General features: G+C 68.7%; 19 protein-coding genes and 1 tRNA gene. 3 read left to right on the plus strand and 17 right to left on the minus strand.

What is annotated here, in order from left to right:
* Positions 1–23: 23 nt before the first annotated feature.
* The 8 genes from ABLG96_RS17600 to ABLG96_RS17635 form a co-directional block, all read right to left on the minus strand.
* Positions 24–2,093 carry a hypothetical protein gene (locus ABLG96_RS17600; protein WP_353648622.1) on the minus strand — a complete coding sequence of 690 codons (2,070 nt, stop codon included), beginning with the start codon at positions 2,091–2,093 and terminating at the stop codon, positions 24–26.
* 59 nt (positions 2,094–2,152) lie between these two features.
* Positions 2,153–3,235: a glycosidase gene (locus ABLG96_RS17605; protein ID WP_353648623.1), complete on the minus strand. Its 1,083-nt coding sequence runs from the start codon at positions 3,233–3,235 to the stop codon at positions 2,153–2,155.
* 2 nt (positions 3,236–3,237) lie between these two features.
* Positions 3,238–4,140, minus strand: a complete 903-nt coding sequence (locus ABLG96_RS17610) for a carbohydrate ABC transporter permease (RefSeq protein WP_353648624.1) — start codon at positions 4,138–4,140, stop codon at positions 3,238–3,240.
* A complete protein-coding gene (locus tag ABLG96_RS17615) occupies positions 4,137–5,009 on the minus strand; it encodes a sugar ABC transporter permease (protein WP_353651572.1) in 873 nt (290 codons plus the stop codon). Before ABLG96_RS17615 ends, ABLG96_RS17610 begins: the two co-directional genes overlap by 4 nt.
* 115 nt (positions 5,010–5,124) lie before the next feature.
* Positions 5,125–6,420 carry a sugar ABC transporter substrate-binding protein gene (locus tag ABLG96_RS17620; protein WP_353648625.1) on the minus strand — a complete coding sequence of 432 codons (1,296 nt, stop codon included), beginning with the start codon at positions 6,418–6,420 and terminating at the stop codon, positions 5,125–5,127.
* A 91-nt stretch (positions 6,421–6,511) separates the two neighbouring features.
* Complete coding sequence (locus ABLG96_RS17625) at positions 6,512–7,570, minus strand: LacI family DNA-binding transcriptional regulator (RefSeq protein WP_353648626.1); 1,059 nt, start codon at positions 7,568–7,570, stop codon at positions 6,512–6,514.
* A gap of 251 nt (positions 7,571–7,821) precedes the next feature.
* Positions 7,822–10,698 carry a phosphoenolpyruvate carboxylase gene (gene ppc / locus ABLG96_RS17630; protein ID WP_353648627.1) on the minus strand — a complete coding sequence of 959 codons (2,877 nt, stop codon included), beginning with the start codon at positions 10,696–10,698 and terminating at the stop codon, positions 7,822–7,824.
* A gap of 183 nt (positions 10,699–10,881) precedes the next feature.
* Positions 10,882–11,652 carry a DM13 domain-containing protein gene (locus ABLG96_RS17635; RefSeq protein WP_353648628.1) on the minus strand — a complete coding sequence of 257 codons (771 nt, stop codon included), beginning with the start codon at positions 11,650–11,652 and terminating at the stop codon, positions 10,882–10,884.
* A 458-nt stretch (positions 11,653–12,110) separates the two neighbouring features.
* Between ABLG96_RS17635 and ABLG96_RS17640 the strand changes: the two genes are divergently transcribed.
* Positions 12,111–13,061 carry a phosphodiesterase gene (locus ABLG96_RS17640; RefSeq protein ID WP_353648629.1) on the plus strand — a complete coding sequence of 317 codons (951 nt, stop codon included), beginning with the start codon at positions 12,111–12,113 and terminating at the stop codon, positions 13,059–13,061.
* A gap of 37 nt (positions 13,062–13,098) precedes the next feature.
* Here the strand turns inward: ABLG96_RS17640 and ABLG96_RS17645 are convergent, their stop codons facing one another.
* Together ABLG96_RS17645 and ABLG96_RS17650 are read right to left on the minus strand one after the other, a co-directional pair.
* Positions 13,099–14,631, minus strand: a complete 1,533-nt coding sequence (locus tag ABLG96_RS17645; RefSeq protein WP_353648630.1) for a stealth conserved region 3 domain-containing protein — start codon at positions 14,629–14,631, stop codon at positions 13,099–13,101.
* A 337-nt stretch (positions 14,632–14,968) separates the two neighbouring features.
* Positions 14,969–15,823: an NAD(P)H-binding protein gene (locus ABLG96_RS17650; RefSeq protein WP_353648631.1), complete on the minus strand. Its 855-nt coding sequence runs from the start codon at positions 15,821–15,823 to the stop codon at positions 14,969–14,971.
* A gap of 86 nt (positions 15,824–15,909) precedes the next feature.
* Between ABLG96_RS17650 and ABLG96_RS17655 the strand changes: the two genes are divergently transcribed.
* Positions 15,910–16,620, plus strand: a complete 711-nt coding sequence (locus ABLG96_RS17655; RefSeq protein ID WP_353648632.1) for a helix-turn-helix domain-containing protein — start codon at positions 15,910–15,912, stop codon at positions 16,618–16,620.
* A 659-nt stretch (positions 16,621–17,279) separates the two neighbouring features.
* On the opposite strand, the gene ABLG96_RS17660 is transcribed toward ABLG96_RS17655, so the two are convergent.
* The 7 genes from ABLG96_RS17660 to ABLG96_RS17690 all read right to left on the minus strand — a co-directional run bounded on the left by ABLG96_RS17660 (position 17,280) and on the right by ABLG96_RS17690 (position 23,090).
* Positions 17,280–17,352 (minus strand) — tRNA-Ala (locus ABLG96_RS17660).
* Positions 17,353–17,432: 80 nt separating this feature from the next.
* Positions 17,433–18,191, minus strand: coding sequence for a 2-phosphosulfolactate phosphatase (locus ABLG96_RS17665; protein WP_353648633.1), 759 nt, complete (start codon positions 18,189–18,191; stop codon positions 17,433–17,435).
* A 41-nt stretch (positions 18,192–18,232) separates the two neighbouring features.
* Positions 18,233–19,138 carry a gephyrin-like molybdotransferase receptor GlpR gene (gene glpR / locus ABLG96_RS17670; RefSeq protein WP_353648634.1) on the minus strand — a complete coding sequence of 302 codons (906 nt, stop codon included), beginning with the start codon at positions 19,136–19,138 and terminating at the stop codon, positions 18,233–18,235.
* A 493-nt stretch (positions 19,139–19,631) separates the two neighbouring features.
* The gene (locus ABLG96_RS17675; protein ID WP_353648635.1) at positions 19,632–20,171 is read right to left on the minus strand and encodes a YbaK/EbsC family protein; all 540 of its coding nucleotides are present in this window, start codon (positions 20,169–20,171) and stop codon (positions 19,632–19,634) included.
* Complete coding sequence (locus ABLG96_RS17680) at positions 20,164–20,910, minus strand: GNAT family protein (RefSeq protein WP_353648636.1); 747 nt, start codon at positions 20,908–20,910, stop codon at positions 20,164–20,166. Before ABLG96_RS17680 ends, ABLG96_RS17675 begins: the two co-directional genes overlap by 8 nt.
* Complete coding sequence (gene glp / locus ABLG96_RS17685; protein ID WP_353651573.1) at positions 20,907–22,130, minus strand: gephyrin-like molybdotransferase Glp; 1,224 nt, start codon at positions 22,128–22,130, stop codon at positions 20,907–20,909. Before glp ends, ABLG96_RS17680 begins: the two co-directional genes overlap by 4 nt.
* A 138-nt stretch (positions 22,131–22,268) precedes the next feature.
* On the minus strand, positions 22,269–23,090 hold the full coding sequence (locus tag ABLG96_RS17690) for a transporter substrate-binding domain-containing protein (RefSeq protein WP_353648637.1): 822 nt from the start codon (positions 23,088–23,090) through the stop codon (positions 22,269–22,271).
* 169 nt (positions 23,091–23,259) lie between these two features.
* Between ABLG96_RS17690 and ABLG96_RS17695 the strand changes: the two genes are divergently transcribed.
* Positions 23,260–23,889 (plus strand): 5-formyltetrahydrofolate cyclo-ligase, encoded by a 630-nt coding sequence (locus ABLG96_RS17695; RefSeq protein WP_353648638.1) that lies wholly within the window; start codon positions 23,260–23,262, stop codon positions 23,887–23,889.
* Positions 23,890–23,908: the final 19 nt, after the last annotated feature.

Below are 23,908 nucleotides of genomic sequence, written 5' to 3' on the forward strand. Positions count from 1 at the left end.
GTTGCGTGACCGGTCGACACCGATCAGGTGACGACCAGCAGGAACCCGCCCGCCGGCACCGGAAGCCTGTTCCGACCCGATTTCAGCCGCAGCTCCCGGACCGTCCGGCCGTCCTTGTCGCAGACCCAGGCGCGGCCGGAGCGCTGCACCGTGAGCTGCTTGGTCCGTGACTGCGGAGCCTTGGAACTGATCAACCAGACCTGCCGGCCGTCTCCGGTGGCAGTGAGGGTGGCCAGCTCCGGCATGACCTGCAGAGCGTCCACCCGACCGGTCCCACGGGCACCGGTGAACACCACGCTGCGGGCGCTGCCGCCGACCGTGCCCAGCAACTCGACCGGCAACAGCTCGTCGGGTGACGGCGCGGTGCCCTGGGCGCCGGTGCCGAAGTCGACGGTGCCCAGGCTGCGGGAACCGGCGCTCGCCCTGGCTCGGCCGTCGCTCCCGGCGGTCCTGGCGATCACCGGCTGCACCAGCCGGTCCTGATCGGATGCAGGCAGGGTGAACGTGATGGTTCCGCCCGCGCCGAGCTCGACGGCGGAGCCGCTCCAGAGTGATTCGCCGGTCCACGCGGACACGGGGGTGAAGACCCGCGCCGCGCCCGCCAGCGTGGCAGACTCGGCCTCCAGCACCTGCAGGCCATCGGTCCTCGAGTTCCCGGCCGCGGCCCGGGCCAACGCTGCCAGCTCGGGATGGGCGTCGAGCACCTGCATGCTCAGCACCCCGTGGATGGTGGACTCGGCGCCGCCGTTGCGGTTGACGGTGCCATCGGGTGCCACCCCGTCTGCGGTCCAACCGGTCTGCGGGTCGTAGACCGGCGTTCCGGCGGCGTTCGCGCCGAAGTACCACGCTGCCGCGAGGCCCCCGAGTGCGCTGATGGCAGGCCGTCGGGTGGCCTCACCGACCCTCACGCAGGCCTGGAGTCGGGCGTCGACGCCGTAGGCGATGATCACCTTGTCGCCCGGGGTCGGCAGGAGTCCGTTCACCGGTCCGGTGGAGGTGAGCAGGTGCGCGGTGAAGCCGGCAGTGTCGCCGACGGCCGCCGGCAGCAACGCCCTGTCCTTCAGCGCACTCGATGCCGCCGCGAGCGCCGATGACATCTGCGATCCCCAAGCGTGCCAGTCGGATCGGGACAGCGCCCAGGGCAGTACCGCACGGAACGGCCAACGGGTGGTCGTGCCGTCTGCCATCTCGGCGACACCGCGGGCGAACTTCTCGAGCGCGGTGGCCGCCCGACGGGCGTGCGGCCCGTCGGCGCGGACGTATGCCGCCAGCCCCAGCATGGCCTCGGAGGTCGCGTCCGCACCGTCGACGATCAACCAGTCGGGGACCTTGGTCCCGTGGATCAGCTGATATTTCCCGTACCGCACGAGGACATCTCGCTCGAGCGCCGTCAGCGTCAGTGCGACCCGGTCCGACAGGAACTTCGCAAAGTGCGCATCGTGCCGCCGGAAGGCCGCGTAGCCCTCTCCATAGGCCCAGAGGGTGCGCGCCGTCCAGTAGCTGACGGCACTGTCGGCCGGGTTGGGATCATCCGGCGGAGTGGGTTCGCGGTTGAAGGAACCGTCCGGCTGCATCCACAGGATGCCGTTGCCGGCTGAGGGTCCGGTCAACGTCTGGAAGTAGGCGACGCCCCGAAGCTGTTGGTAGGCCTGCTCTCTCGAGTGGCGCGAGCCGGTCGCCTGCCACTCACGGAGGTAGCAGACGGCGGCGCGGGTCATGTCGTCGCTGTCGTAGGCGCCCTGTCCCCAGGTGTCGGTGGCAGCGTCGTACGGGCCGCCGCCCACCCGGCGGAAACCCCCGCCGTCCACTGCGTCCGCGTAGACCCAGATCACCCCGACCCGGGGATCGCTGTCGAGCCGGTAGCTGCTGTGGGCCGCCGTTGCCGTCACCGCGACCCGATCGGTGAGGAAGTCCAGGTGCGCCAGGTTGGTCAGCCGTTTCCGACCGGATTTCCGGCCACCGGTGGACACCGTGCCGGCCGGTGCGGCGGCGGCGGTACCCGCGAGGGTTGCGGTGGCGGCGAGCACGCCGCCTGCGGCGATCACAGCCCGCCGGGACAGTGCTGCTGATGAAGAGTGCGGTGACGACGTCATTGTCTCAGGCCTCCGGGTCGGGAATGGTGGACGTGCGGCGGGCTGCGGGAGCGGCCGCCTCAGGCATCGGTGCGGACGAGCTCGGCGACGCCGATCTTGGAGTCGGCCATGCCGTAGAAGACGAAGGTGCGCGCGCCGATGGTCTCGATGGCCGTGGGGAACACGACGTTCGGGACGATGCCGTCCTTCTCGTCCGCCGTCTCCGGCGACAACAGTGGTTCTTCCGACCGGGCGAGCACCCGCGTCGGGTCGTCCCCGTCCAACAGCAGGGCGCCGGCCGCGTAGTTGACCTTCGGCTGCTGGTCGGTGCCCTCGATCAGCTCACCGGTCACCCCGTGGTGGATCACCAGCCAGCCTTCGGGGACCCTGATGGGTGCCGGTCCGGCACCGATCTTGAGGGCCTCGAACTCCTTCTCGGGCATCGCGAGTACCCGATGACCCCCGAGCGAGGTGAGCGCTCGGATGTCATCGCGGACTGCTGCGGCCGGGACGAAGCTGATCCAGATGCCGGGCCGGGGATCGGTGATCCCGGCGGGCAGCGGTTCACCGGCGCCCGGGGCGATCCAGCTCAGGTCCCACATCGGACGGTGCAGGACGGCGAAAGACTCGACACCGTCCGGCCCGGTGACCGTGTCCGGGAACACCAGTACGTCCTTGTTCGGGTACAGGTTCAGATCTGTGTCGAGATCGTCCTGGTAGTGGAAGTGCAGAGGGCCCAGGCGTTTCCAGCTGCGTAGATCCTCCGACACGGCCAGCGCGGCCCGCGGACCGAGCGGGCCGTAGGCCACGTAGGTCATGACGTGCACGCCGAGTTCGGCCAGGTAGGTCGTGCGCGGGTCTTCGACCCCGCTGTGGTCGGCACCACGTTCCCAGCCGCGGTCCGGTTCCAGCACCACCCCTTCGCGTTCCACCCCGACCGGCACGCCGTCCTCGATGATCAGCTTCGCCAGCCCGACTCGGGAGATGTTCCCGTCGGACACCAGCCGCGGGAGCAGGTACAGCGTGCCGTCGGGAGCGCGGCCGGATGCGGGGTTGAGCACTCCCTCCGCCTCCAGCGGATTGCCGGGTTCCGGCGTCATGACGATCCCGATGCGTTGCAGCACATAGGGAATTGTGGAAGTGACGGCCGAACTGGGGGTCATGGTCATCCTTTCACGCCCGATCCGAGATCGGTCGAGACGAAGTGTCGTTGGAAGGCGATGAACAGCGCGACGGCAGGCGCGGCCAGCACAACCGCTCCGGCGAGGATGGCACCGAAGGGGTTGGCGACGCTGGAGGCGACGGTGGAGATGTAGTTGGCCAGGGCCACCGCGAGCGGTTGCTTGGCCGGATCCTTGGTGATCAGGAACGGCCAGAGGAACTCGTTCCACGGGCCGATGAACGTCAGCAGTACCGCGGTCAACATGGCCGGCCGGACCAGCGGTAGAGCGATCGACCACAACGTGCGGATCTCCCCGGCACCGTCGATGCGAGCCGCGTCGAAGAGTTCGGCCGGCAACTGCAGGAAGTACTGCCGGAAGATGAACACCGCCGTCGAGTTGATGGCGAACGGCAGGATCATCCCGAGGTAGTTGTCCGACAGCCCGTAGTCCCGGGCGATCAGCACGTAGAGCGGGATCATCAGCAGCTGGAACGGCACGACCTGCACGAGCAGCAACATGGCGAACACGATGCCGCGCCCACGGAACTGCAGGCGCGCCAACGCATATCCCACCAGCACTCCGAAGAACAGCGTGCACAGCAGCACCCCGCCGGTGAAGATCCCGGAATTGACGAGCGCGGTGACCAGGTCGATCCGGTCGTCGATGGCACTGAAGTTGCCCAGCGTCAGGTTGCCCGGGTTCGGGAACGCCCCGCTGACCCCGGAGTTCGGCTCACTCTGCAGCGAGCCGACGACCATGTAGTAGAAAGGGAACAGCGAGACGACGGCTGCCACGACCAGCGCGACGGTGCTGAGGATGCCGAGGGCCCGCTTCGGCGGGCCGACGCCCACCTGGCTCGGGTCCGCGTTCTCCTGTACGGCCGTCTCCTGCACGGTGTCGGTCATCGCTCGCCCCGCTCCGAGATCCACCGGTTGACGGCGCCGATGATCAGCACGATCACCGTCAGAATCACGCCGATGGCCGCTGCCACATCGGGATTCCCCTGCAGGATTCCCTTCTGGTACATCAGTAGCACCGGCGATGTCGACGCGCCGTCCGGCCCACCGCCTCCGGTGAACAGGTACGGCTCGGTGAACAGGTTGGCACCGGTGATCATCGCGAGCAGCACCACCAGACCGGTGGCCGAGCGGACACCTGGCACGGTGATCGACCAGAACGTCCGCCAGGTCCCTGCCCCGTCGGTCGCGGCGGATTCGTACAGCTCCTTCGGGATGTTCTGCAGCGCAGCCAGATACAGCAGGATGAAGAATCCCAACTGCTTCCAGGTGACGAACAGCGCGATCAGCGGCATCGCCCAGGTGCTGTTGACCAACCAACTCGGATCCGGGGCCAACGGCCCCAGCACCTTGTTGACCAGGCCGCCGGAGTTGAACAGGTACAGCCACACTCCCACCACCGCAACGCTCGCGGTGACGTAAGGGACGTAGAAGGCGACCCGCAGGAACACCCGGCCGCGGATCGCGCGGTTGAGGGCCGCCGCGAGCACCAGCGCGAGGATCACCGTCAGCGGGACGTTGATCAGCATGAACACGCCGACGTGCGCGAACGAGGACAGCACGGCCGGATCGCTGAGCACCGCCCGGTAGTTGTCGAAGCCGACGAACGGGTGCGGGACGGCGACACCCGGTGCGGTGAAGAAGAAGTCGTGGAAGCTCATCCAGACGGCGAAGCCGAGCGGGATGGCAAACACGACGAGCAGGAAGGCGACGTACGGCGCGGAGAACAGCAGACCGATCGGCTGCCGTCCGAGCAGCCCGCCCCCGTGGCCACCGCGCCCGGCACGGCCCGGGCGGTGAACGGTTGCCGCCCGGACAGCCCGGGTGGAGTCCCCGAGTTCACGAGTCGTGGAGATGGTCACGACGGATCCCTCAGCTCGACGCAGCGAGCTGGTCGATCTTGGTGGCGGCATCCGTGAACGTACTCGTGGGATCGGTCTTGCCGAAGATCACCGACGACGTCCAGGCCGCGCGGAAGGTCGTCCAGATCTCGACCGAGTTGGCGACGTTGGGAACCTCGACGGTGCGGGCCGCCTGGTCGGCGAAGAGCTGGTAGTCGGGGTTGGCCTTTAGGTAGTCCGCATAGGTGGTGGTGAGATCGGTGCGGATCGGCATCTGACCGGTCAGGTCGAGCAGCTTGCCGTCCTGCTCCTGCGAGGTGGCGAACTTGAGGAACTCCCACGCCGTTCCCTTGGCCTTGCAGGAGGAGTACAGCCCGACGTTCTTCGCATCGGAGAAGGTGTGCACCTGGTCGGCGGCCATGCCATCCGGCGTCGGCACCGGTACGACGCCCCAGTCGACCTTGCCCTTGTAGGTCGAGATCGCCCACGGGCCGACGGTGGACATCGCGGCCTTGCCCTCGGCGAACGAATCGCCCTGGTACACCTCGGTTCCGGCCAACTTGTCGGCGTAGAGCTGCTTCCAGAAGTTGATCACCTTCATGCCTTCGGCCGAGGTGAAGCCGGACTTGCCGTCCACCACGAGCTGCTTGCCGCCGGTGGCGGCCGCGTACATCGGGTAGAAGTCGAACCACGGCTGGTAGAAGTCGGCACTGGGCGAGGGATAGATCGCGTACTGCGCGGCCTTGGACGCGACGATCTTCTTCGACGTCGCCAGGAACTCGGCATACGTCGCGAGCGGCGGCTTCTTCGTGTCGATACCGGCCTTCGCGAAGATCTTCTTGTTGAAGAAGATCATCACCGGGTTCGACTTCCAGGGCAGCTGGTAGTAGTGCCCGTCCGCGCTCTGGTACTGCTTGGCGACATCGGTCCCCGAGCGACTCTCGATGTAGCTCGCGCCGTCGGCGAACGTGTTGAGATCGACCAGGCCGCCCTGCTTCTGGAACCCGGACACTGCGGCCGGTGCCGTGTTGAAGATCAGGCAGGGGGTGGTGCCCGCGGTGATGGCGGCGCCGATGGTCTCCTCGGACGACTTGCCTGCCGGGATCTCGTTCCCGGTCACCTGCTGGTCCGCGTGCGCCGCGTTCCAGCCGGCGATCGCCTGCTTCGCCCACTCGATCTCGGCGGCGTTGTTGGAGTACCAGACCGTGATCGGCCCGGTGGTGGTGCCTGCGGCGGTAGATCCTCCTGAAGAGGATCCACATGCTGCCAACAGCAGTGATCCTGCAACCGCTGCGGCAGCGAGGATCCGGGGGTGACGGATGGTCATCGTTGACTCCTGTCTCGTGGTGGTGGTGCGTGGGTGGCTCAGGTGTTGGTCGGTGGTCGGTCGGTGACGGTCGGCGGTCGGTGGGTGCTGATCAGTGCGGCGGTCCGAGTGAGCCGCGGGGGATGAACTGGGCGGGCGGCAGGTCGAGGTCGTCGGCAGACCCGCCCCCGACGACGTACAGCAGCAGCGTGCCGACGGCGGCACCCCAGCCGAAGGCGTCGGTCCGGACGCTCGACAGCGAGGGGTGCAGGTGCGCTGCCAGGTCGGTGTCGTCGAACCCCACGACGGACAGATCTCCCGGCACCCGCAGACCCCGCCGCTGCGCGGTTGCCATGCCGGCCATCGCCATCAGATCCGAGGCGTAGACGATCGCGGTCGGCGGCTGCGCGCTGTCGAGCAGCGTCTCGGTGGCGGCGGCTCCGCCCGCAGCGGAGAAGTCCGCAGCGACCACCGGCCCGGTGGTCAGCCCGCAGTCGTGCAGCGCCTGCTCCCACGCGTCCTGGCGGGCGCCGGAGTGCAGGAACTCCGCGGGACCGGCGACGTGGCCGATCCGCCGGTGGCCGAGGTCGGCGAGCGCACGGACCGCGGCCTGCACCCCCGGTCGATCGTCGAGCCGGACCGCCGGACCCGAACTGGCACTCGGGGGACGGTTGAGGCTGACGAAGGGCAGCCCGAGCGAGTCCAGCAGGGCCGGCCTGGGGTCACCGCGCCGCAGATCGGTGAGGATCGCCCCGTCGATCTGGCCGGTCCCCGCCAACGTGGTGTAGACCTCGGCCTCCTCGTCGGGCCGGACGAATCGCAGCACGATCGCCGATCCGGCCGGGGAGATGATCGATTCGACGCCGGCGATGAAGGGCGGGAAGAACGGGTCGGCGCGCAGCACGTCGTGCGGGCGGTTCAGGACCAGTCCCACCGCATCCGAGCGGCGGTTCGAGAGCGACCGGGCAGCGCGGCTGGGAACGTACCCCAGGTCACGCGCCGCGGTGAGGATGCGTTCCCGGGTACCGGGCGCGATGCCCGGTCGATCGTTGAACACGAAGCTCACGGAGCCCTTGGACACCCCTGCCCGCGAAGCGACATCGGCGATGGTGACCGATCGGGACGTCGCGGCACGGGCCACTGCAGCGCGGGACGACGCAGAATCAGCCACCGACGCCTCCTTGCGTTCAAACCGGTTTAGAGTGCCGATCAAACCGGTTTAGCGGCGATTGCACAAGGGTGTCACCCGGTCGGCGGAGCGATCCGAGGCGAGGGGTGGCGCACCGTTGACATGCTCGACCGCGGCCGGTGGGCACTCCCGCTTGCAATACGGGCGTTCGCTGGCGAGAAGGACGTCCTTCTCTCCAGCAACAGCACTCGTCACCAGCGAGAACCGTTGGGGCGCCTGGATCTCGAGCACCGTCAGCCGGTGTTGCGCAGCCCCGCCGCGATGCCGTTGATGGTCAGCAGCATGGCGCGCTGGAGATCTGATCGGCCGCCCTCGTCCTCCAGGGCGGTACGGGCGCGGGACAGCAGCGAGATCTGCAGAGCATGCAGCGGCGCCAGGTACGAATCACGCAACTCGAGGGTCCGCTGCAACATCGGCGCCGAGTGCAACAACGACTGCTCGCCGGTCACCTGCAGCACTTCCTCGACGGTGCGGGCATGCTCGGCCCTGATCGAATCGAACAGCCAGCGGTGCTCCTCGGGTACCAGTGCGTTCACGTACTCGGCGGCGATGTCGAGATCGGTCTTGGCGAGCGTCATCTGCACGTTCGACAGGAACGTCCGGAAGAACGCCCACGACCCGTACATCTCGCGCAGCGCTTCGCCGCGACCGTCTTCGCGGGCGGCCGCCAGACCGGAGCCGACGCCGTACCAACCGGGCAGGATCATCCGCGTCTGGGTCCAGCCGAAGACCCAAGGGATCGCTCGCAGATCGTCGAGCCCGCCGTCGCCGCCGGGTCGCTTGGCCGGGCGGGAGCCGATGTTCATCTTTCCCAGCTCGCTGACCGGTGTGGCGGCGACGAAGAACGGCACCAGTGCTGGATCGCGCACCAACGACCGGTAGGCGGTCTGACCGGCGCTCGCGACCAGATCCATCGTGGAGTTCCACGAATCGAGGACGTCGCTGGGCAGCAACGAGTTCCGGTGCAGTGTCGAGGCCTCGATGACCGCGGCCAGCGCGCCCTCCAGGTTGCGCCGACCGAGACCGGGCAGCGCGTACTTGTCGGAGATCACCTCGCCCTGTTCGGTGATCTTGATCGGGCCGTCGAGCGAGCCGTACGGCTGGCTCATGATCGCCTCGGCGGTCGGACCGCCGCCGCGGCCGACCGATCCTCCCCGTCCGTGGAACAGCCGCAGCAGCACACCGTGCCTGCGGGCCACGTCGCGCAGTGCGCGCTGCGCCCGATGGATCTGCCACTGCGAGGCCGCGATGCCCGCGTCCTTCGACGAGTCCGAGTAGCCGAGCATGATCTCCTGCACGTCGCCGCGGGCGGTCACCACCCTGCGGTAGGCGGGATCGTCGAGCAGCGCCTCGAGCAGCGGTCCGGCTGCTTCCAGCTCCGCAACCGTCTCGAACAGGGGGGCGAAGCCGATCCGCGCGGTTGCCGCCGTCGAGACCGTTCCCGGATCCACCAGGCCGACCTCGCGCGCGAGCACGACGACGGCGAACAGGTCGTCGACGTCGTGGGTCATCGACACGATGTAGGTCTCGATGACGCCGTCGCCGTAGGTGTCGACCGCCTGCTTCACGGCCGCCATCAACGACAGCGAAGCCGTTGCGGCGTCGCCGAGGTGCGGCGCTCCTGCCCCGATCAGCGGTCGACGGGAGTTCATCTCCCGCGACAGCAGGTCGATCCGGGCCGGACGGTCGAGCTCGGCGTACGGGGTCGGCAGTTCACCGATGCGGTCGAACAACTCTGCCAGCGCTGCATGGTGTTTGGCCGAGTGTTCGCGGACGTCCATCGTCGCGAGACCGGCGCCGAAGGTCACCGCGGTGCGGATCAAGCGCAGGATGGCGCCGTTGCCGGTCAGTTCGTCCCCGGCCGTCAGCATCGACTCGCGGACGAGCACGAGATCTGCGACGAGCTCGTCGAAATCGGCGTAGTCGCGTCCCGGTTCGTGCGGTGCCCCGCTGCGGATGCGGTCCCTGGTCCGCTGGATGCGCACCCGGACGAAGCTGATCTTGCAGCGGTACGGCTCCTCTACGTTGAGCCGCTTGATCGTGCTCCAGGTGATCGGCAGCGCCGCCGCGTCCGCCTGCAGGGAGGCCTCCAGATCTTCGCTCGGCTCGATGACCCGCGTCGACTGGGTCATCTCCGTCAACAGATCGGCGATCAGCTTCTCCAGCTCGCGCAGTCCCGCAAGATGTTGCAGCTGAAGCACTTCCAGCGTGACTGCAGGGGTGACGTTCGGATTGCCGTCGCGATCGCCACCGGCCCAGGTGCCGAACCGCAGCGGCCGTGCGGTCACCGGCAGGCTGACGCCGAGCTCGGCGAACTGTCTGTCCAACTCCTCCAGCAGATCCGGGACGACCTCGGAGGCGATCGAACGCAGGTAGTACACGGCAGTCCGCGCCTCGTCCGAGGGTTCGGGTCGCACGACCCGCAGCTCGTCGGTCTGCCAGAGCAGGTCGACCAGTTCGGCCAACCGCCGACCTTCGCGCGCGATGTCGGCGGGGCGGCTGCGTGGATCCTCCAGGGCGTCGACCGTCTCGGCCACCTTGCGCAGCAGTCGCAGCACGGATCGTCGACTGGACTCGGTGGGGTGGGCGGTGAAGACCGGGCGGTACTCGACCCTGGCGAGCACGTCCTGCAGCACCTGGTGATCCAGCGATCCGTCCTGCAGAGCCGCCGAGATCCGCCCGGCAGTGGCGGCGAACGGCGACGTCTCCGCGGTCAGCTCCCGCCAGCGGTGCAGCTGTTCGCTGGTGTTGGCGAGCTGGAAATAGCCGGTGAACGCCCGGGCCAGGATCACCGCGGTGGCGTCGTCCACTCCGGCGAGCAACTCGTGCAGCTCGGCGTCGTCCGGTTGCCGGGCCAGCTGGCGCACGCGTTCGACCAGCGCCAGCAGATCGTCGCCCTCGTGCCGGGCGAGCGACTCCCCCAGCAGCGTCGACAAGCGTCGCACGGACGATCGCAAGGAGGCGTGCAGCGACTCCGACGTGACCGCGCCACCGAAGACTCCCGCATCCGGATCCCGCCGGTCCGTCTGCAGCCGGTGCCGCGCCGACGGCGGTGCACCGCTGGGCTGCCCGGTCTGATCGTTCGCCGTCGGCTGGGGGTCGCTCGTCATGCGGACAGTGTGACGGTCGGGTGTTACGGGGTCGAGAACAGCCCTCGCGGCCGGGCACCCGAGCGGACGTCCGGGTGACGCCCGGGACGTCCGGGTGCCGCGGACCGAGCCGGTCGTGCGGATCGTCGACTGCGATCCGACAGCCGGCGACCCTGGCACCCGGTCCTGCCGGCCGGCAGTGGGTCAGCTCAGCGCGGCCGCGCCGAACGAGACCGCGAACCGTTCGCACCAGAGGGTGACGCTGGGCAGACTGTCCAGATCGACACCTGCCGGTACCGGATACACCTGATTTCCGAGGTTGCCCTTCAGCTGTCCGAGGTCGACGCGCGGCTGGTCGTCGAACACGTACCAGCCGTCGTCGCCCGGGATCACCGGCGCAGCTGCCAGCCACACGTGAATGTCGGGGCCGTCCGACGTCGCGAGGTTCTCCAGGGTCAGCACCCTGCTGCCGTCCGCAAGCCTGATCACCCTGACGGTGCCCGAGGTCTGGTGTTCGTGGGAGATCAGTTCGCCCCTGAACAGTTGCACGGCTTCGGGTTCGGGATCCGGACCAGGGCTCGTCGGACCGGGCTCGGCCGCCGTGGGACCGGCCGGGGCGGGTTCGGGTGCGCTCGACGGTTCCGGGTCGGCCGGAGTGGCGCGCAGTGGGGTCGATGAGGCTGTCGGTGCCGTCGGTGTCGCGGTCGGGGTCGGTGCGGTCGCGGTGGGCGCGGCCGGAGAGGTCGTGGTCGGAGACCCCGGGACTCTCGCCACAGTCCGGATGGTCGGTTCCGATGGTGCCCGCAGGGTCTGGGCTGCTTCTGCCACGCTCGGGATCGCCTCGTCAACGGTGGTGTTCGTCCAGAGCTTCCACGGCTGGAACCAGTACAGGCCGAAGACCATCGCGGCCACCAGGACGACGGCCGTGATCGAGGTGCCGGCCGGGTGACGTCGGAGTAGCCGGACGAGGCGCATCTGCCCAGGTTAGGGCCGATGCGCCCACGCACTCCGGCACCGACCGGATCCGTCACGGAGCCGTAAGGGTCCCGGAAGGAGAGGAAATTCCGGATGCCCGCCACCCCTCCTGACGGCCGACCGGCCGTTGGTGGGTGTCGAACCGCAGGCTCGCCCTCATCCCGGTGCCGGGGCACAGTCGGTTGAGCGCATCCCGGGTGTCTCCCATCATGGCAACGTGACGTGACGTGACGTGACGTGGCGTCAGCTCAGATCCTGGCCTCCGGACGCCTTCGCCCGGAGCCCGTCGCTTCGACGCACGCCCTGACCGTCCATGAACAGCCGAAAGTTCTCCCATCGTTCTCCGACGCGAGCCCCGGGTTGGTCTCACATCTGCGCGACGTCTGATTGGCTGGTACCTGTCACCGGATCGACTTCGACCCGGGACACGACGTCGCTGCAATGGAGATGACCGAGCGATGAGCAGTCTGCGCACGGCTGAGTACCCGCGCCCGACCCACTTCCTGCTGCATCTGACCGACACGCACATCGTTGCCGGTCCTGGCCAGCTGTACGGCAGCACCGTGGACAGTGCCGCTCGGCTCCGGCAGATCTTCGCGGAGGTCGAGGCCTCGCACGCCCGACCCGACGCGATCGTCTTCACCGGCGACCTGGCCGACAAGGGCGAGCCGGGTGCCTACGAGAACCTGCGCGCGATCGTCGATCCGGTGGTCAGATCGCTGGGTTCGCAGGTGATCTGGGCGATGGGCAACCACGACGACCGGGCCGCGTTCCGCGCGGGGCTGCTCGACCAGACGCCGTCCACCGCTCCCGTCGACACCATCACCGACGTCGACGGTCTGCGCATCATCACCCTCGACTCAACTGTCCCCGGTCACCATTACGGCGCGCTCGCGGACGAGCAGCTGCGCTGGCTCTCCCACGAGCTCGAGACCCCGGCGCCGAGCGGGACCATCCTCGCCCTGCACCACCCGCCGGTCCCGAGCGTGCTGGACCTGGCTGCGCTGGTCGAGTTGCGGGACCAACCCGCACTGGCCGCCGTCATCCGCGGCACGGACATCCGCACCATCCTGGCCGGCCACCTGCACTACTCCACCACCGCGATGTTCGCCGGGATCCCGGTATCCGTGGCGTCGGCCACCTGCTACACCCAGGACCTCGTGATCCCGGCGGGGGCACTGCGTGGCCGCGACGGGGCGCAGGGCTTCAACATGGTGCACGTCTATCCCGAGACCGTGGTGAGCTCGGTGGTGCCGATGAGCAACGACCCGACGGTCGGGGAATACGTCCAGCCGGAGGAGACCGAGCGGCGGCTGGCAGCAGCCGGCGTGCGGATCGCCGACAGCGTCCGACAAACCCGGAGCCCACACGGTTTGGAGATCACCTCGGTGGCCGTCAGCCCCGTGTGAACACCCGCCGCGCAGTGAGTGTGCCGCGCGGCGGCCGCTATGTGCCGGGGGCCTCCCACGGCGCCCGCAACGGGTAGTAGCGCTCGAGGAAATCGGTGACGAACTCCTTGCGCTCGTCCAGATCAACCTCCGGGAAACTGCTGTCGTTCAGGCAGAAGAAGTCCGTCGACCGCTTCTCCAACAAGGTGTCCATCTCCCGGAACCCGGCCAACGACGTCGAGTTCACGTAGGCGACCTTGGCCGCGGTCTGGGCGACTGCCTGGCCGGTCATCAGTGCGTAGTAGTGGTAGAGCGAGTTCGTCACCGAGATGTTGTCGCTGGCCCGGAAGGTGCTGGCAGCGGTGGCGGCGAAGGCGTCGGGGAACGTCTCCTCCAACTCCTGCATCACGCTGCGCCGCAACGGGGTCGGCGCATGCTCGAGGTGCCGGGTGGTGAGGGTGCCGAACCGCTCGAACAGCAGCCGACGGTTGACGCGAGCGCCGTTCTCGTACCCGCTGCGCTCCTCGTCGTTGTGCCCCAACCCGATCCGCAGACCCGCCTCGATGAACATCGTGATGCCGCCGGGCGAGAAGAACATCTGCGGCGAGACCGCACGACCGAAGAACATGTCGTCGTTGGAGTAGATGAAATGCTCTGCGAGATCAGGGATGTGATGCAGTTGGCACTCCACCGCATGCGAGTTGTGGGTCGGCAGCACAGACGGATCGGCGAAGAACTCCTCGCTGCGCACGAACGTCACCCGCGGGTCGTCGGCCAGCCACTCGGGACGCTCGGAGTCGGTGGCGACGAAGATCCGCCGGATCCACGGGGCATACATGTGGATCGAGCGCAGCGCGTATTTGAGCTCGTCGATCTGCCGGTAGCGGGCCTCCGAGTCGTCACCCTCGCCCACCACATGACCCGCTGCTCTGGCGGCCCGCGCCGCCCGGTACTCCGGGGACGAGCCGTCCACCCAGGAGAACACCAGGTCGATGTCGAAGCTGATGTCCGACGCGTGGTCGGCGAACATGTTGACGATGGTCGGCCAACTCTGTCCGAACCGCTCGACGCTGCCCCGCTCCGCCTCGTCCGACCGCATGGTCCGACGGGTCAACGAGTTCTCCGCCGGGAGCTCGATGGTGTCGCCGTCGAACACCCAGAGCTCGATCTGCACACCGCTGGACGCACCGTAGGACAGGCCGCTGGCCACCACGACCCGAGGCCGGAACAGCCGGAAGATCCGCGCCTTGCCGGAGGTGGCCAACTTGCCGTCGGCGACCAGTCGGGCCTTGCCCTTTCCGTCGACGGTCTTGGAGTAGAACGGCTCGTTCCGGCAGGCCTCGACCAGCGCGTCGCGCAATCTGCGGCGCTGGATCCGGTCGATCGCGATCACCGGCCGCTCGTCGTTGCCGCGGACCAGCAGGTACTCGAGGCCGGCATCATCCAGCACCTGCCGGATGAACAGCAGGTCCTCGACCAGCGCCTCGTGCGGGGTGATGTCGGTGATCGCGATGGCCACCCGGCCGCGGTGCCGCACCACATCCGGACGATCGAGCAGCCGGGATTCGAGTGCGACGGTGCCGGGACGCACCGCGTCGACGGAGACCTGCTCCGGGGGAACGAAGTAGACGTCCTGAGGGGCTGCTGATCGTGTGATGGGTGGATCCTCACTGCGCAGAACGTGTTCGCTGGTCAGCCCCAGTCTAAGGGGGCCCGCGCGCCCTCCGCCCGCCACGCGATCAGCCACCCACCGGTGATCGAGCGACGGCCCACGGGGATGCAGCGCCACCCGACGCTGATCGATCGACGACCCACGGGAAACCAGCGCCACCCGACGCTGATCGAACGACGACCCACGGGAAACCAGCGCCACCCGACGCCGATCGAGCGACGAAGGAGTCAAGATCCCGTCAGGAGTCAAGATCCCGTCAGGAGTCAAGGTGCGCGCGTACGGTCCGCGGCTTCCGACCGAGCAACTCCTCGAGCAGCGGGTCGACGCCCGCGAACCAGCCCCCTGCTGCCGCCCTGAACATCCCCAGGGTGAACCGCGCCATTCCCTCGGGCGATCCCGCCGCCACCTGCGCAGCGACCCAGTCCTGCTGGTCGACGACTTCGAACCCGATGTTGCGGCCCGTCAGCTCGGAGGCCGTCACAGCGACCTGCTCGAAGCTGATCGCCTCCTGCGAGGTGATGACGACCGGACCTTCCAGCGGGGTCCCGGCCGTCAGGATCAGGGCGGCCGCCTCAGCAGCATCCTCGCGAGCAGTCCAGGACACCGGTCCGTCGGCCGGCACACTGATGATCCCGGTCTCGCGCCACGGTCCGGCCAGCCAGTCGAGGCTGTGCAGGTAGAAGCCGTTGCGCAGCGACGTCCAGGCCACTCCGGACTCCGCGAGCAGGTGCTCGGTCGCCGCGTGCACCTGCGCCGGCGCGAACGGACTGTCGGCCGCTGCGCCCTGGTGGCTGGTGTACAGGATGCGACCGACACCGACCGCGACGGCAGCTTCGATCGCGTTGCGGTGCAACGAGACTGCGTCGGCTCCGGGGTCGTTCGACGACACCAACAGCAGCTGGTCCGCGCCCTCGAAAGCGGCGGGTAGTTCGGCCGGGTCGGCGTAGCCGGCGGGGCGAACGGCCACCCCGCGGTCCGCGAACCGCTGGGCTTTCGCCCGGTCCCGGACGACCACGGTGATCTGGTCCGCCGGGATCCGGTCCAGCAGGTGGTCGACGGTCGCACCGTTCAGTGCACCGGTAGCTCCGGTAGCTCCGGTGACGACGATCATGATCAGCTCCAGGTCGGTATCAGTGGTATCCGTCTGATGATATCTGCGGAACTTCGTCGATAGCAACAGTGCGTTATCATTGATACATGGCCGAGAGAAGCAGCCGCAGCGACACCCGCACGACGATCGTCGAGGCCGCGGCCAGACTGCTGCACGAGCAGGGACCGTCCGCCGTCACCACCCGCGCGGTTGCCGAGGCGGCCGGCGTCCAGGCACCCGCGCTCTACCGCCTCTTCGGCGACAAGGACGGGCTGCTGCAGGCGGTGGCCGAACATGTGCTCGCCGAGTTCGTGTCCACCAAGGCCGAGTCAGTCCGCGCCGAGGCCGCGGGTGGCACGGATCCTGTCGACGACCTCCGCGCGGGTTGGCGCATCCAGGTGGAGTTCGGCCTCACTCACCCTGCCGTGTTCGCCCTGCTCAACGATCCTGCTCGCACGGACCCCTCACCGGCAGCGCAGTCGGGCTGGCAGGTGTTGACGGCGCGGGTGCATCGCATCGCCGTTGCCGGACGACTGCGGGTGACGGAGCAGCGGGCGGTGCAACTCGTCCACGCCGCCGGCACGGGTGTGATCCAGACGCTGCTGGCGGCACCGGTCGCACACCGCGATGCGGGTCTGCACGAGGAGATGTTGGAGGCGGTACTCGGCCGCATTCTCACCGATGCGCCGGCCACCGGTGACGACAGACCCAGAGCAGCAACGGTTGCCTTCCGCGCCCTGGCACCGGACCTGCCTGGACTCAGCGCCGCCGAACGCCAGTTGCTTCTCGAGTGGCTCGACCGCACCATCGATGAGTGACGCTCGCGGGGATCAACCTGAGCGAAGGCCGGCGGGCCTACCAATCGCGCCCCAGACAAGTAGGGCGAGCCAACAGAATCCCTGTTGACGACTATCGGCAACGCTCCGAATGCTGTGGAGCACACCTGGATGAATTCGCCACGGGTGTGTCTCGAACCATCTCTCTGACCTTGATTCTGCGCTCGGAACTTCCACCTGCATTCCTGTTTTCGGGTCATACGCACCACTGATGTCAGGAGAATCAATGTCCCGGGCGTCGTACCCACGACGCACCAGCTCCGTCTGGACGGTAGTTTTACCAGCTCCGGCGATACCTGTGACATAGATGAGTGACCTGAGACGAAACGTAGCAAGTCAGGCTGGTGACTTCAACGAGTACTGGATGAGTTCTCCCCGGGGCTGCCTGCCCGACAACCTCCTGTCGAGGTTCAAATGCAGGTATTCTTCAGTTCACCGGTCCATGCTGCCTCTGTTGCGATCGCTCGACGCGTCCGACGATGCGACATCGTGGTGGAGCTGCGGGAAGCCCCACGGCTCCGACTGCGCTCCGCCGCGTCGGCTCAGAACTCCACCACTCACTGCGCTCGCGATCCGGTCCGGCTCGGCAAGACGAACGACTGAGGACCAGGACATCGAGCGTGTCCTGGTCCTCAGTCGTGTGGAGCTGCGGGGAATCGAACCCCGGACCTTCTCGATGCGAACGAGACGCGCTACCAACTGCGCTACAGCCCCATGCCCTCGCGGGCTGGACAAGGATATCAGCCGAGTCGGGCCCCGCGACCCACCACCGGGGTCCGCGGCGGAGGTGCAGATCAAGCCGGCTGGAAGCTGCCCCCGCGTAACACCGGTACCACGCTCGATGCGCCGGCGGCGGCGGCGAGCGGCAACTCGTCCCCGTAGCCGTCGTCGATCAGTTCACGTCCTGAAGCACAGGCCGCGATCGACTCGGGCATCGAGCGGGCGACCGCTCGGAAGGCTGCCGCGGCCGCCTCTGCCTCGGGGGACTTCCGGCCGGACAGGGCCGCGATCACCGCGCCGGCGCCCCACAGGTCTTCGACCGCCGGCCGCAGCGTGTCGCCGGGCCAGCGTTCGCCGGCCGCGATCACCGCCATCGGAGCGCCGGCTGCCTCGCGTTGCGCCCACACGGCTGCCGCGGCCGCGTTACGCAGGCAAGCGGCGACCACGGCCACGCCCTGCTCGAACAAGGTCCTGGCGATCGTCGAACCGTTGGGAGACGGGAGCACGAGCCTGGCACCGACTGCGAGTGGACCACCGGACTCGGTCGCGGCCTGCACGGACAGCGGTGACAGGCTCACCCCGGAGCTGCCTGCCTCCGTGCGACCGACGGCCAGCACTGCCTGCTTGTCGGCGGCGAAGGTGGCAGCTGACGCGTCACGCATCCGGTACGGGAAGACCTCGACGCCCGCTTCCGCGGCCACCGTGACCGTGGTGGTGAACGACAGGACGTCGACCACGACCACCACGGCGGCGCCCTGGGAGATCGCGAGGGCACCGGTGAGTCCCCAGTCGAACCTGACGTCCGAGACATCCTGGCTGTGCGGTTCCCGCATCAGCGGCTCACTCCCCCGCGATCGACCTGTGGGCCGATCGGTCACTGCCCTGCCGCGCGTCGGTAGACGATCGGCTCGTAGTACTCCAGATCGTCGAACGCTGGGTCGTCGTCGTCCAGATCGACCACGATGCCCGGCCCCCGCGAGGAGGTGGGTACGTGCGTGTGAGCCGACGGTTCGTCCTCGATGAGCCGCTCGGCCTGCCGACCGTAGGGCGACACCGCAGCGCTCCGGCGAGCGGGCGGCCGGATCTCCCGGGCCCGCTGCAACCGCGCCATTCGCCGCTCCTGGATCGCCCGTTCGACCTTCACCTGGCGGCTGAGGTACGACAGGAAACCGACCAGAGTCAGCGTCAACACTGCGGTTCCGGTCCACAGCATCGGGTTGATCAGCACCGCGCCCGCGGCACAGGCCAGGGCCAGCACGAGCAGCGCCAGCGACACCGTACGACGCCGGCGGAACCGGTAGTCGGCCGTCGCCCTGGCATGCTCGGGATCGAACCCACCACGACCAGGCCGGTGCGCCCGCGGGTCGCGGCGGTCCTCGACCGGCGGGGCCGCAGCGGTCCGGGTCGGCGCCGTCCGCGCCACGACCGGTGGGTACTCGGTCGAGAACCGGCGGTGATCGTCGTTCTGGCCGGCATCCTCGTCGTCGTCATCGGCGAAGGAATCCCAGTCGACCTCTTCGTCGATCAGGTCCTCCGCCAGAGCATCCGAGTCCTCGGACCCCTGAATCTCTGTCATGGCGCTCCCCCTCGACTGCTCGTCCTGGAGGCGGGAGTCGTGGTGACTCTGTCGCGCTCCGGCTCTGCGTACCACCCGGAAGGCGCCCACTCCGTCGTCGGTCTCCGGCACGGCTTCCCTGCTCCGGGCGAACATCGGGACCAGGACGAAGATCCAGCACAGGGCCAGGAACCCCAGCAGCAGCGAGGTGGGGACGTTCGGCACCTGCCACTCCTCTCGGTCACTGCCCAGACGTCCTGCGCAGTCGATCTGCCCGCCGGGATCGGAAGCAGCTGACGGGCTGGGAACAACCGCTCACAGCACCGTCACGCACAGGCATGACGATGGTCGGCAGCGGTGTCCAACAAGCCCATCCGTCACGCTAGTCACAGCCGTCCCAACGCCCGGGGCGACACGCGGGGTGGGGGTGCTCGCAGGAGGCGCTGCCTGAGCGAACGCGGTGAGTCGAGACCGAACGAGTCAGGACAGGATCTCGACGCGCTCGTTCCTCGCTTGCTCGATCACCGGTGGATCAGGGCGGGATCTCGACTCGTTCCTCGCTCGATCATCGGAAGTTGCAAGATCGACGACGGTGACCGGACGCGGCGGTGCCCCGGGTCAGGGAGTGGCTCGGGCATGGGCGGGCATCCGCCGGGTGAGCCTGCGAACCCTCGGATCCCGCCGGGCGAGACCGGGGGCACCGCCGCGGCCGGGGCAGTCAGTCGGGGATCGGGTTCGCCAGACCCTCGACGACCTCGGTGCTGGGCAGCTCGAGCAGCATCGCCGGTGGGCCGATCACCTTTGCGGCTCGGCTGCCGCCACCCACCACCACCCGGGACCGCTGCATCACCGCTGCGTCGACCCAGACCGGGATGTCCACGGGCATGCCGAACGGCGTCACCCCACCGATCTGCATGCCGGTCAACTCGCGGGTCAGGTCGGCCGGCGCGAACGACGCCTTCTTCACGCCCAACCTCTTGCGGACGGCCTTGTTCACGTCCAGCCGGTGGGTGGCCAGCACCAGACATAGCACGTACGACGGCGACACCTCCGCGGAGGAGGCCTTGCCGATCACCAGGATCGCGTTGGCACTGTCCGCGGGATTGATGTCGTAGGCGCGGCAGAACTCCGCGGTGTCCGCCAGATCCGGATCGCAGTCCATCACCGAGACTCCGGGCGTGCTCAGTCCGCCGACGATCGTGCGAACCCTGGCCTCGACGGGATCGACCGACGAATCCCGCTGCAACGGTTCAGTCATGGGGGATCTCCCGGTTCGCTCTGGTGATGATCGGTTCGGCGTCCGGGCGGGGCGCGGGGACGGAGTGCTGCGGGTCGGAGGACGACCCCGAGGAATGCCGCGGCGCAGCCAGGATCTCCGCAACCCGCTCCGCGAGCGGCCGGACGAGTTCCTCGGCCGTCATCGCGAACAGCAGATGGTCCTGCCAGCGCCCGTCCACGTCCAGATAGCGCTCGAGCAGACCTTCCTGCCGGAACCCCAAGCGCGACACCACCTTCCGGCTGGCCACGTTGCCCGGCGCGATCGTTGCCTCGACCCGGTGCAGGCCGCCGCGGCTGAGCGCGAAGTCGACAGCCAACGCCACCGCGGTGGTGGCGACCCCCAGTCCGTTCCACGGGGTCCCGACCCAGTAGCCGATCCATCCCGAGCGCAGCACGCCCCGCTGGATCCCGCCGACGGTCACCTGGCCGACGAACTCGTCGTCGAGGCAGATCGCCAGTGCGATCGCCTCACCGCGCACTTCGGCGGAACGCAACTCACGCCGATGTCGTCGCCAGGCCCCGCCGTCGTGTCGCTCGTCCCAGGTCATTGCGCTGCTGACCTCCCACGGCCGCAGGATCGGCTCGTCCTGCAGCCGCAGGTGTCGCCAGCGGGCTCCGTCGCTGCGGGTCAGCGGTCGGAGCAGCACCTGGCCCCGTCGACAGGCGACCGGCCCGAGCGCCGAGACCCGTTGCGGCAGCGACGAATACCGCTCGTTCATGGTCGTTGGGCCAGGAACGACACGGTGACCTCCGCACCGGTCGGCAGCGATGTCGTGTTCTCGTCGACGAAGACCAGGCAGTTCGCCTCGGCGAGCGAGGCCAGCAGGTGCGTACCGCCGGCACCCAGGATGTGCACCAGATACTCGTCGTCCTCGTCGCGCATCAGCTGCCCACGGAGGAACTGTCGGCGACCGTCGGGCGAGGTGATCGGCGACAGGGTGCGGGCAGTGATCGTCCGGCGATAGGGGTTGCGGCGCCCCAACATCACCCGCACCAACGGTCGGACGATCACCTCGAACACCACCAGCGCCGACACCGGATGCGAGGGCAGCAGGAAGACGGGCACCTGGTCGTGCCCGAGCAGCCCGAAGGCTTGCGTCGAACCCGGCTGCATCGCAACCCGGGTGCGATCGAACTCGCCGAGACCGCCCAGCATTCGGACGATGTGGTCGCCGTACCGCCCGCCGGCTCCGCCGGCGATGACAACGATCTCGGACAGCAGCAACCGTGCTTCCACCAACTGCGACAGTCGTTTCTCGTCGTCGGCGACGATGCCGACCCTGGTCACCTCGGCGCCGGCGTCGCGCGCAGCCGCGGCCAGGGCGAAGGAGTTCACGTCGTACACCTGGCCGGGGCCGGGGGTCCTGGCGACGTCGACGAGTTCTTCACCGAGCGAGATGACGGTGAGCCGTGGCCGCGGATGCACCAGCACCTTGTCCCGGCCCACCGCGGCCAGCAGGCCCACCTGGGCGGCCCCGATGAACGCCCCGGCGCGAACAGCGACGTCCCCCGGTTGGACGTCCTCGCCGATGCGACGCACATACGCACCCGAGCGGACGGCGGCCCGCACCATGACCCTGGCATCGCTGGCGGTGCCGAGATCGATGGGGACCACGGCGTCGGCGACGGTCGGCAGCGGCGCCCCGGTGTCGACGTACACCGCCTGACCCGGTTGTAGTCGGGCCGGCGATCGGGAGCCGGCGGCGATCTCGCCCACCACGGGGAGCGAGATCGGAACGGCCTCGTCCGCATGCCGGACGTCGATCGAGCGGACGGCGTACCCGTCGACCGCCGACTGGTCGAACGCTGGCAGGGCAGCCGACGCCACGACCTCCTCGGCGCACAACAGGCCCTGCGATTCCGAGATCGCCACCCGGACCGGACGCGGCGGAACGGCAGCGCCCAGCACCAGATCCAGCTGCTCGCTGACCGATCGCATGCGGAGTTCGACCATTCCTTCTCATCTCGCAGGGCCGTGGCTGGGCTCCACGCTAGCGGGCGCGGTGATCAGGCCGCTGCTGCGGTGGCCCCGACCCGTGGGTGTGTCTGCCGCTGCACACCCGTCACGACACCCGGATCAGCCGAACCAGGGCTGCTCGGCGGCCGCGTAGCTGCCGTCGTGCTGGGCGAGCGTGAGCCACTGGTCCACGTACTGCTGGAAGGCGACGTCGCCGCGGGGCAGCAGATAGGCCTTCTGTGAGAAGTTGAACGGGGCGTCGGGGTGCACGGCACACAGTTCCGGCTTCCCGTGCGCCACCCACTTCGTCTCAGAGGCGTCGGTGACCATCACGTCGACCCGACCGGCGACGATCTCGTCGAAGATGGTGTTGTTGTCGTCCCAGCGGGTGATGGTGGCCTTCGGGAAGTTCGCGTCGGCGAACTTCTCGTTCGTGCCGCCGATCGGGGTGATGACGCGCACCCCCGGCTGATTGATCGACTCGATCGTCGAGAACTTCTTCTCGTTGCGGCACAGCGTGATCGGCGTCTTGCCTTCGGTGAGGGTGGCGACGCTGAAGAACGCCTGGCGAGCCCGCTCCGCACTGATCGAGATCCCGCCGACGCCGATGTCGCAGCTCGCGAGGAAGTCGGTCATCAGGTTCGACCAGGACGTCTTCACGTAGCGGACCCGTGCGCCGAGGGATTCCGCGAGTTTTTCGACGAGTGAGATGTCGATGCCGGTGTACTGCTGCGTCGCGGGATCCAGGTAGCTGAACGGGCGGTAGTCGCCGGTGGTGCAGACGACCAACGTCTTGCTCCCGGAGACGCTGTCGAGTCGCGAGCCCGAACCCGCCTGGCCGGACGGGGCGGGGACGGGAGCGGACGGGTCGGGATGCCCGGCTGAACAACTGGCCAGCAGCACGACACCGAGGGCGGCTGCAGCGATCCGAGCGTGACGCATCCGGCACTCCTGTTCCGTTGTTGATCCTGCGGGGACCTCGACTCTGGCACGGCTGCGGCGATCCGGCCTGTCGGCACGGTGCTCGCAGAGAAACGGTGCTCGCAGAGAAGCGGTGCTCGCAGAGCAACGGTGCTCGCAGAGCAACGGTGCTCGCTCTACCGTGTCGGATGTGGTCACTCCCCCAGCAGCGCCGCGGCCGGACGAGCGCGCAGGCAAGGACGAGTGGCGCCGCTGGGCTCTGGACTGTCGACGTGCTCGCAGCGCCGCGGAGATCGCCGACGCGCGGGCCGCCATCACCGACCACCTGCTCCGCTGGCCGCCGCTCGCATCGGCGACCACCGTCTGCACCTACCTCCCACTGCGCACCGAACCACTGGGAGCCGACCTCTCCGAGGCGCTGCACCGGCAGGGGCGACAGGTGCTGGTGCCGGTGACCGTTCTCGACCAGCCACTGCGGTGGGCGCAGTACCGACCCGACGGCGATCGCCCCCTCGGCGTCGGCCGGGTCCCGGACCCTGGACCGGCACTTCTACCGGCAGAGCAGCACCAGGCTCTACTTCGGGTATCGCTGGTGCTGGTGCCTGCGCTGCTGGTGGCATGGGACGGGACGCGACTCGGTCGCGGCGGCGGCCACTACGACCGGTCGTTCGCCCGCACTGCTCTGGGTTCGGCAGCGGTCCGGATGACGGTGGTGTTCGACGACGAACTCGTCGACACGCTCCCCGACGATCCTCACGACATCCGGGTCACCGCGCTCGTCAGCCCGCTCGCCGGCGTCCGCATGCTGCCGCTGCGGTGAGTGCCTCGGGGCTGCACTT

The sequence above is a fragment of the Nakamurella sp. A5-74 genome, assembly GCF_040438885.1.
In the GTDB taxonomy this organism is placed as follows: Bacteria; Actinomycetota; Actinomycetes; order Mycobacteriales; family Nakamurellaceae; genus Nakamurella.

Coding starts and splice junctions, on each gene's coding strand:
- ABLG96_RS17600 (WP_353648622.1), bottom strand. CDS start 2,093: ATGACGTCGTCACCGCACTCTTCATCAGCAGCACTGTCCCGGCGGGCT.
- ABLG96_RS17605 (WP_353648623.1), bottom strand. CDS start 3,235: ATGACCCCCAGTTCGGCCGTCACTTCCACAATTCCCTATGTGCTGCAA.
- ABLG96_RS17610 (WP_353648624.1), bottom strand. CDS start 4,140: ATGACCGACACCGTGCAGGAGACGGCCGTACAGGAGAACGCGGACCCG.
- ABLG96_RS17620 (WP_353648625.1), bottom strand. CDS start 6,420: ATGACCATCCGTCACCCCCGGATCCTCGCTGCCGCAGCGGTTGCAGGA.
- ppc (WP_353648627.1), bottom strand. CDS start 10,698: ATGACGAGCGACCCCCAGCCGACGGCGAACGATCAGACCGGGCAGCCC.
- ABLG96_RS17635 (WP_353648628.1), bottom strand. CDS start 11,652: ATGCGCCTCGTCCGGCTACTCCGACGTCACCCGGCCGGCACCTCGATC.
- ABLG96_RS17640 (WP_353648629.1), top strand. CDS start 12,111: ATGAGCAGTCTGCGCACGGCTGAGTACCCGCGCCCGACCCACTTCCTG.
- ABLG96_RS17650 (WP_353648631.1), bottom strand. CDS start 15,823: ATGATCGTCGTCACCGGAGCTACCGGAGCTACCGGTGCACTGAACGGT.
- ABLG96_RS17655 (WP_353648632.1), top strand. CDS start 15,910: ATGGCCGAGAGAAGCAGCCGCAGCGACACCCGCACGACGATCGTCGAG.
- ABLG96_RS17665 (WP_353648633.1), bottom strand. CDS start 18,191: ATGCGGGAACCGCACAGCCAGGATGTCTCGGACGTCAGGTTCGACTGG.
- ABLG96_RS17675 (WP_353648635.1), bottom strand. CDS start 20,171: ATGACTGAACCGTTGCAGCGGGATTCGTCGGTCGATCCCGTCGAGGCC.
- ABLG96_RS17680 (WP_353648636.1), bottom strand. CDS start 20,910: ATGAACGAGCGGTATTCGTCGCTGCCGCAACGGGTCTCGGCGCTCGGG.
- glp (WP_353651573.1), bottom strand. CDS start 22,130: ATGCGATCGGTCAGCGAGCAGCTGGATCTGGTGCTGGGCGCTGCCGTT.
- ABLG96_RS17690 (WP_353648637.1), bottom strand. CDS start 23,090: ATGCGTCACGCTCGGATCGCTGCAGCCGCCCTCGGTGTCGTGCTGCTG.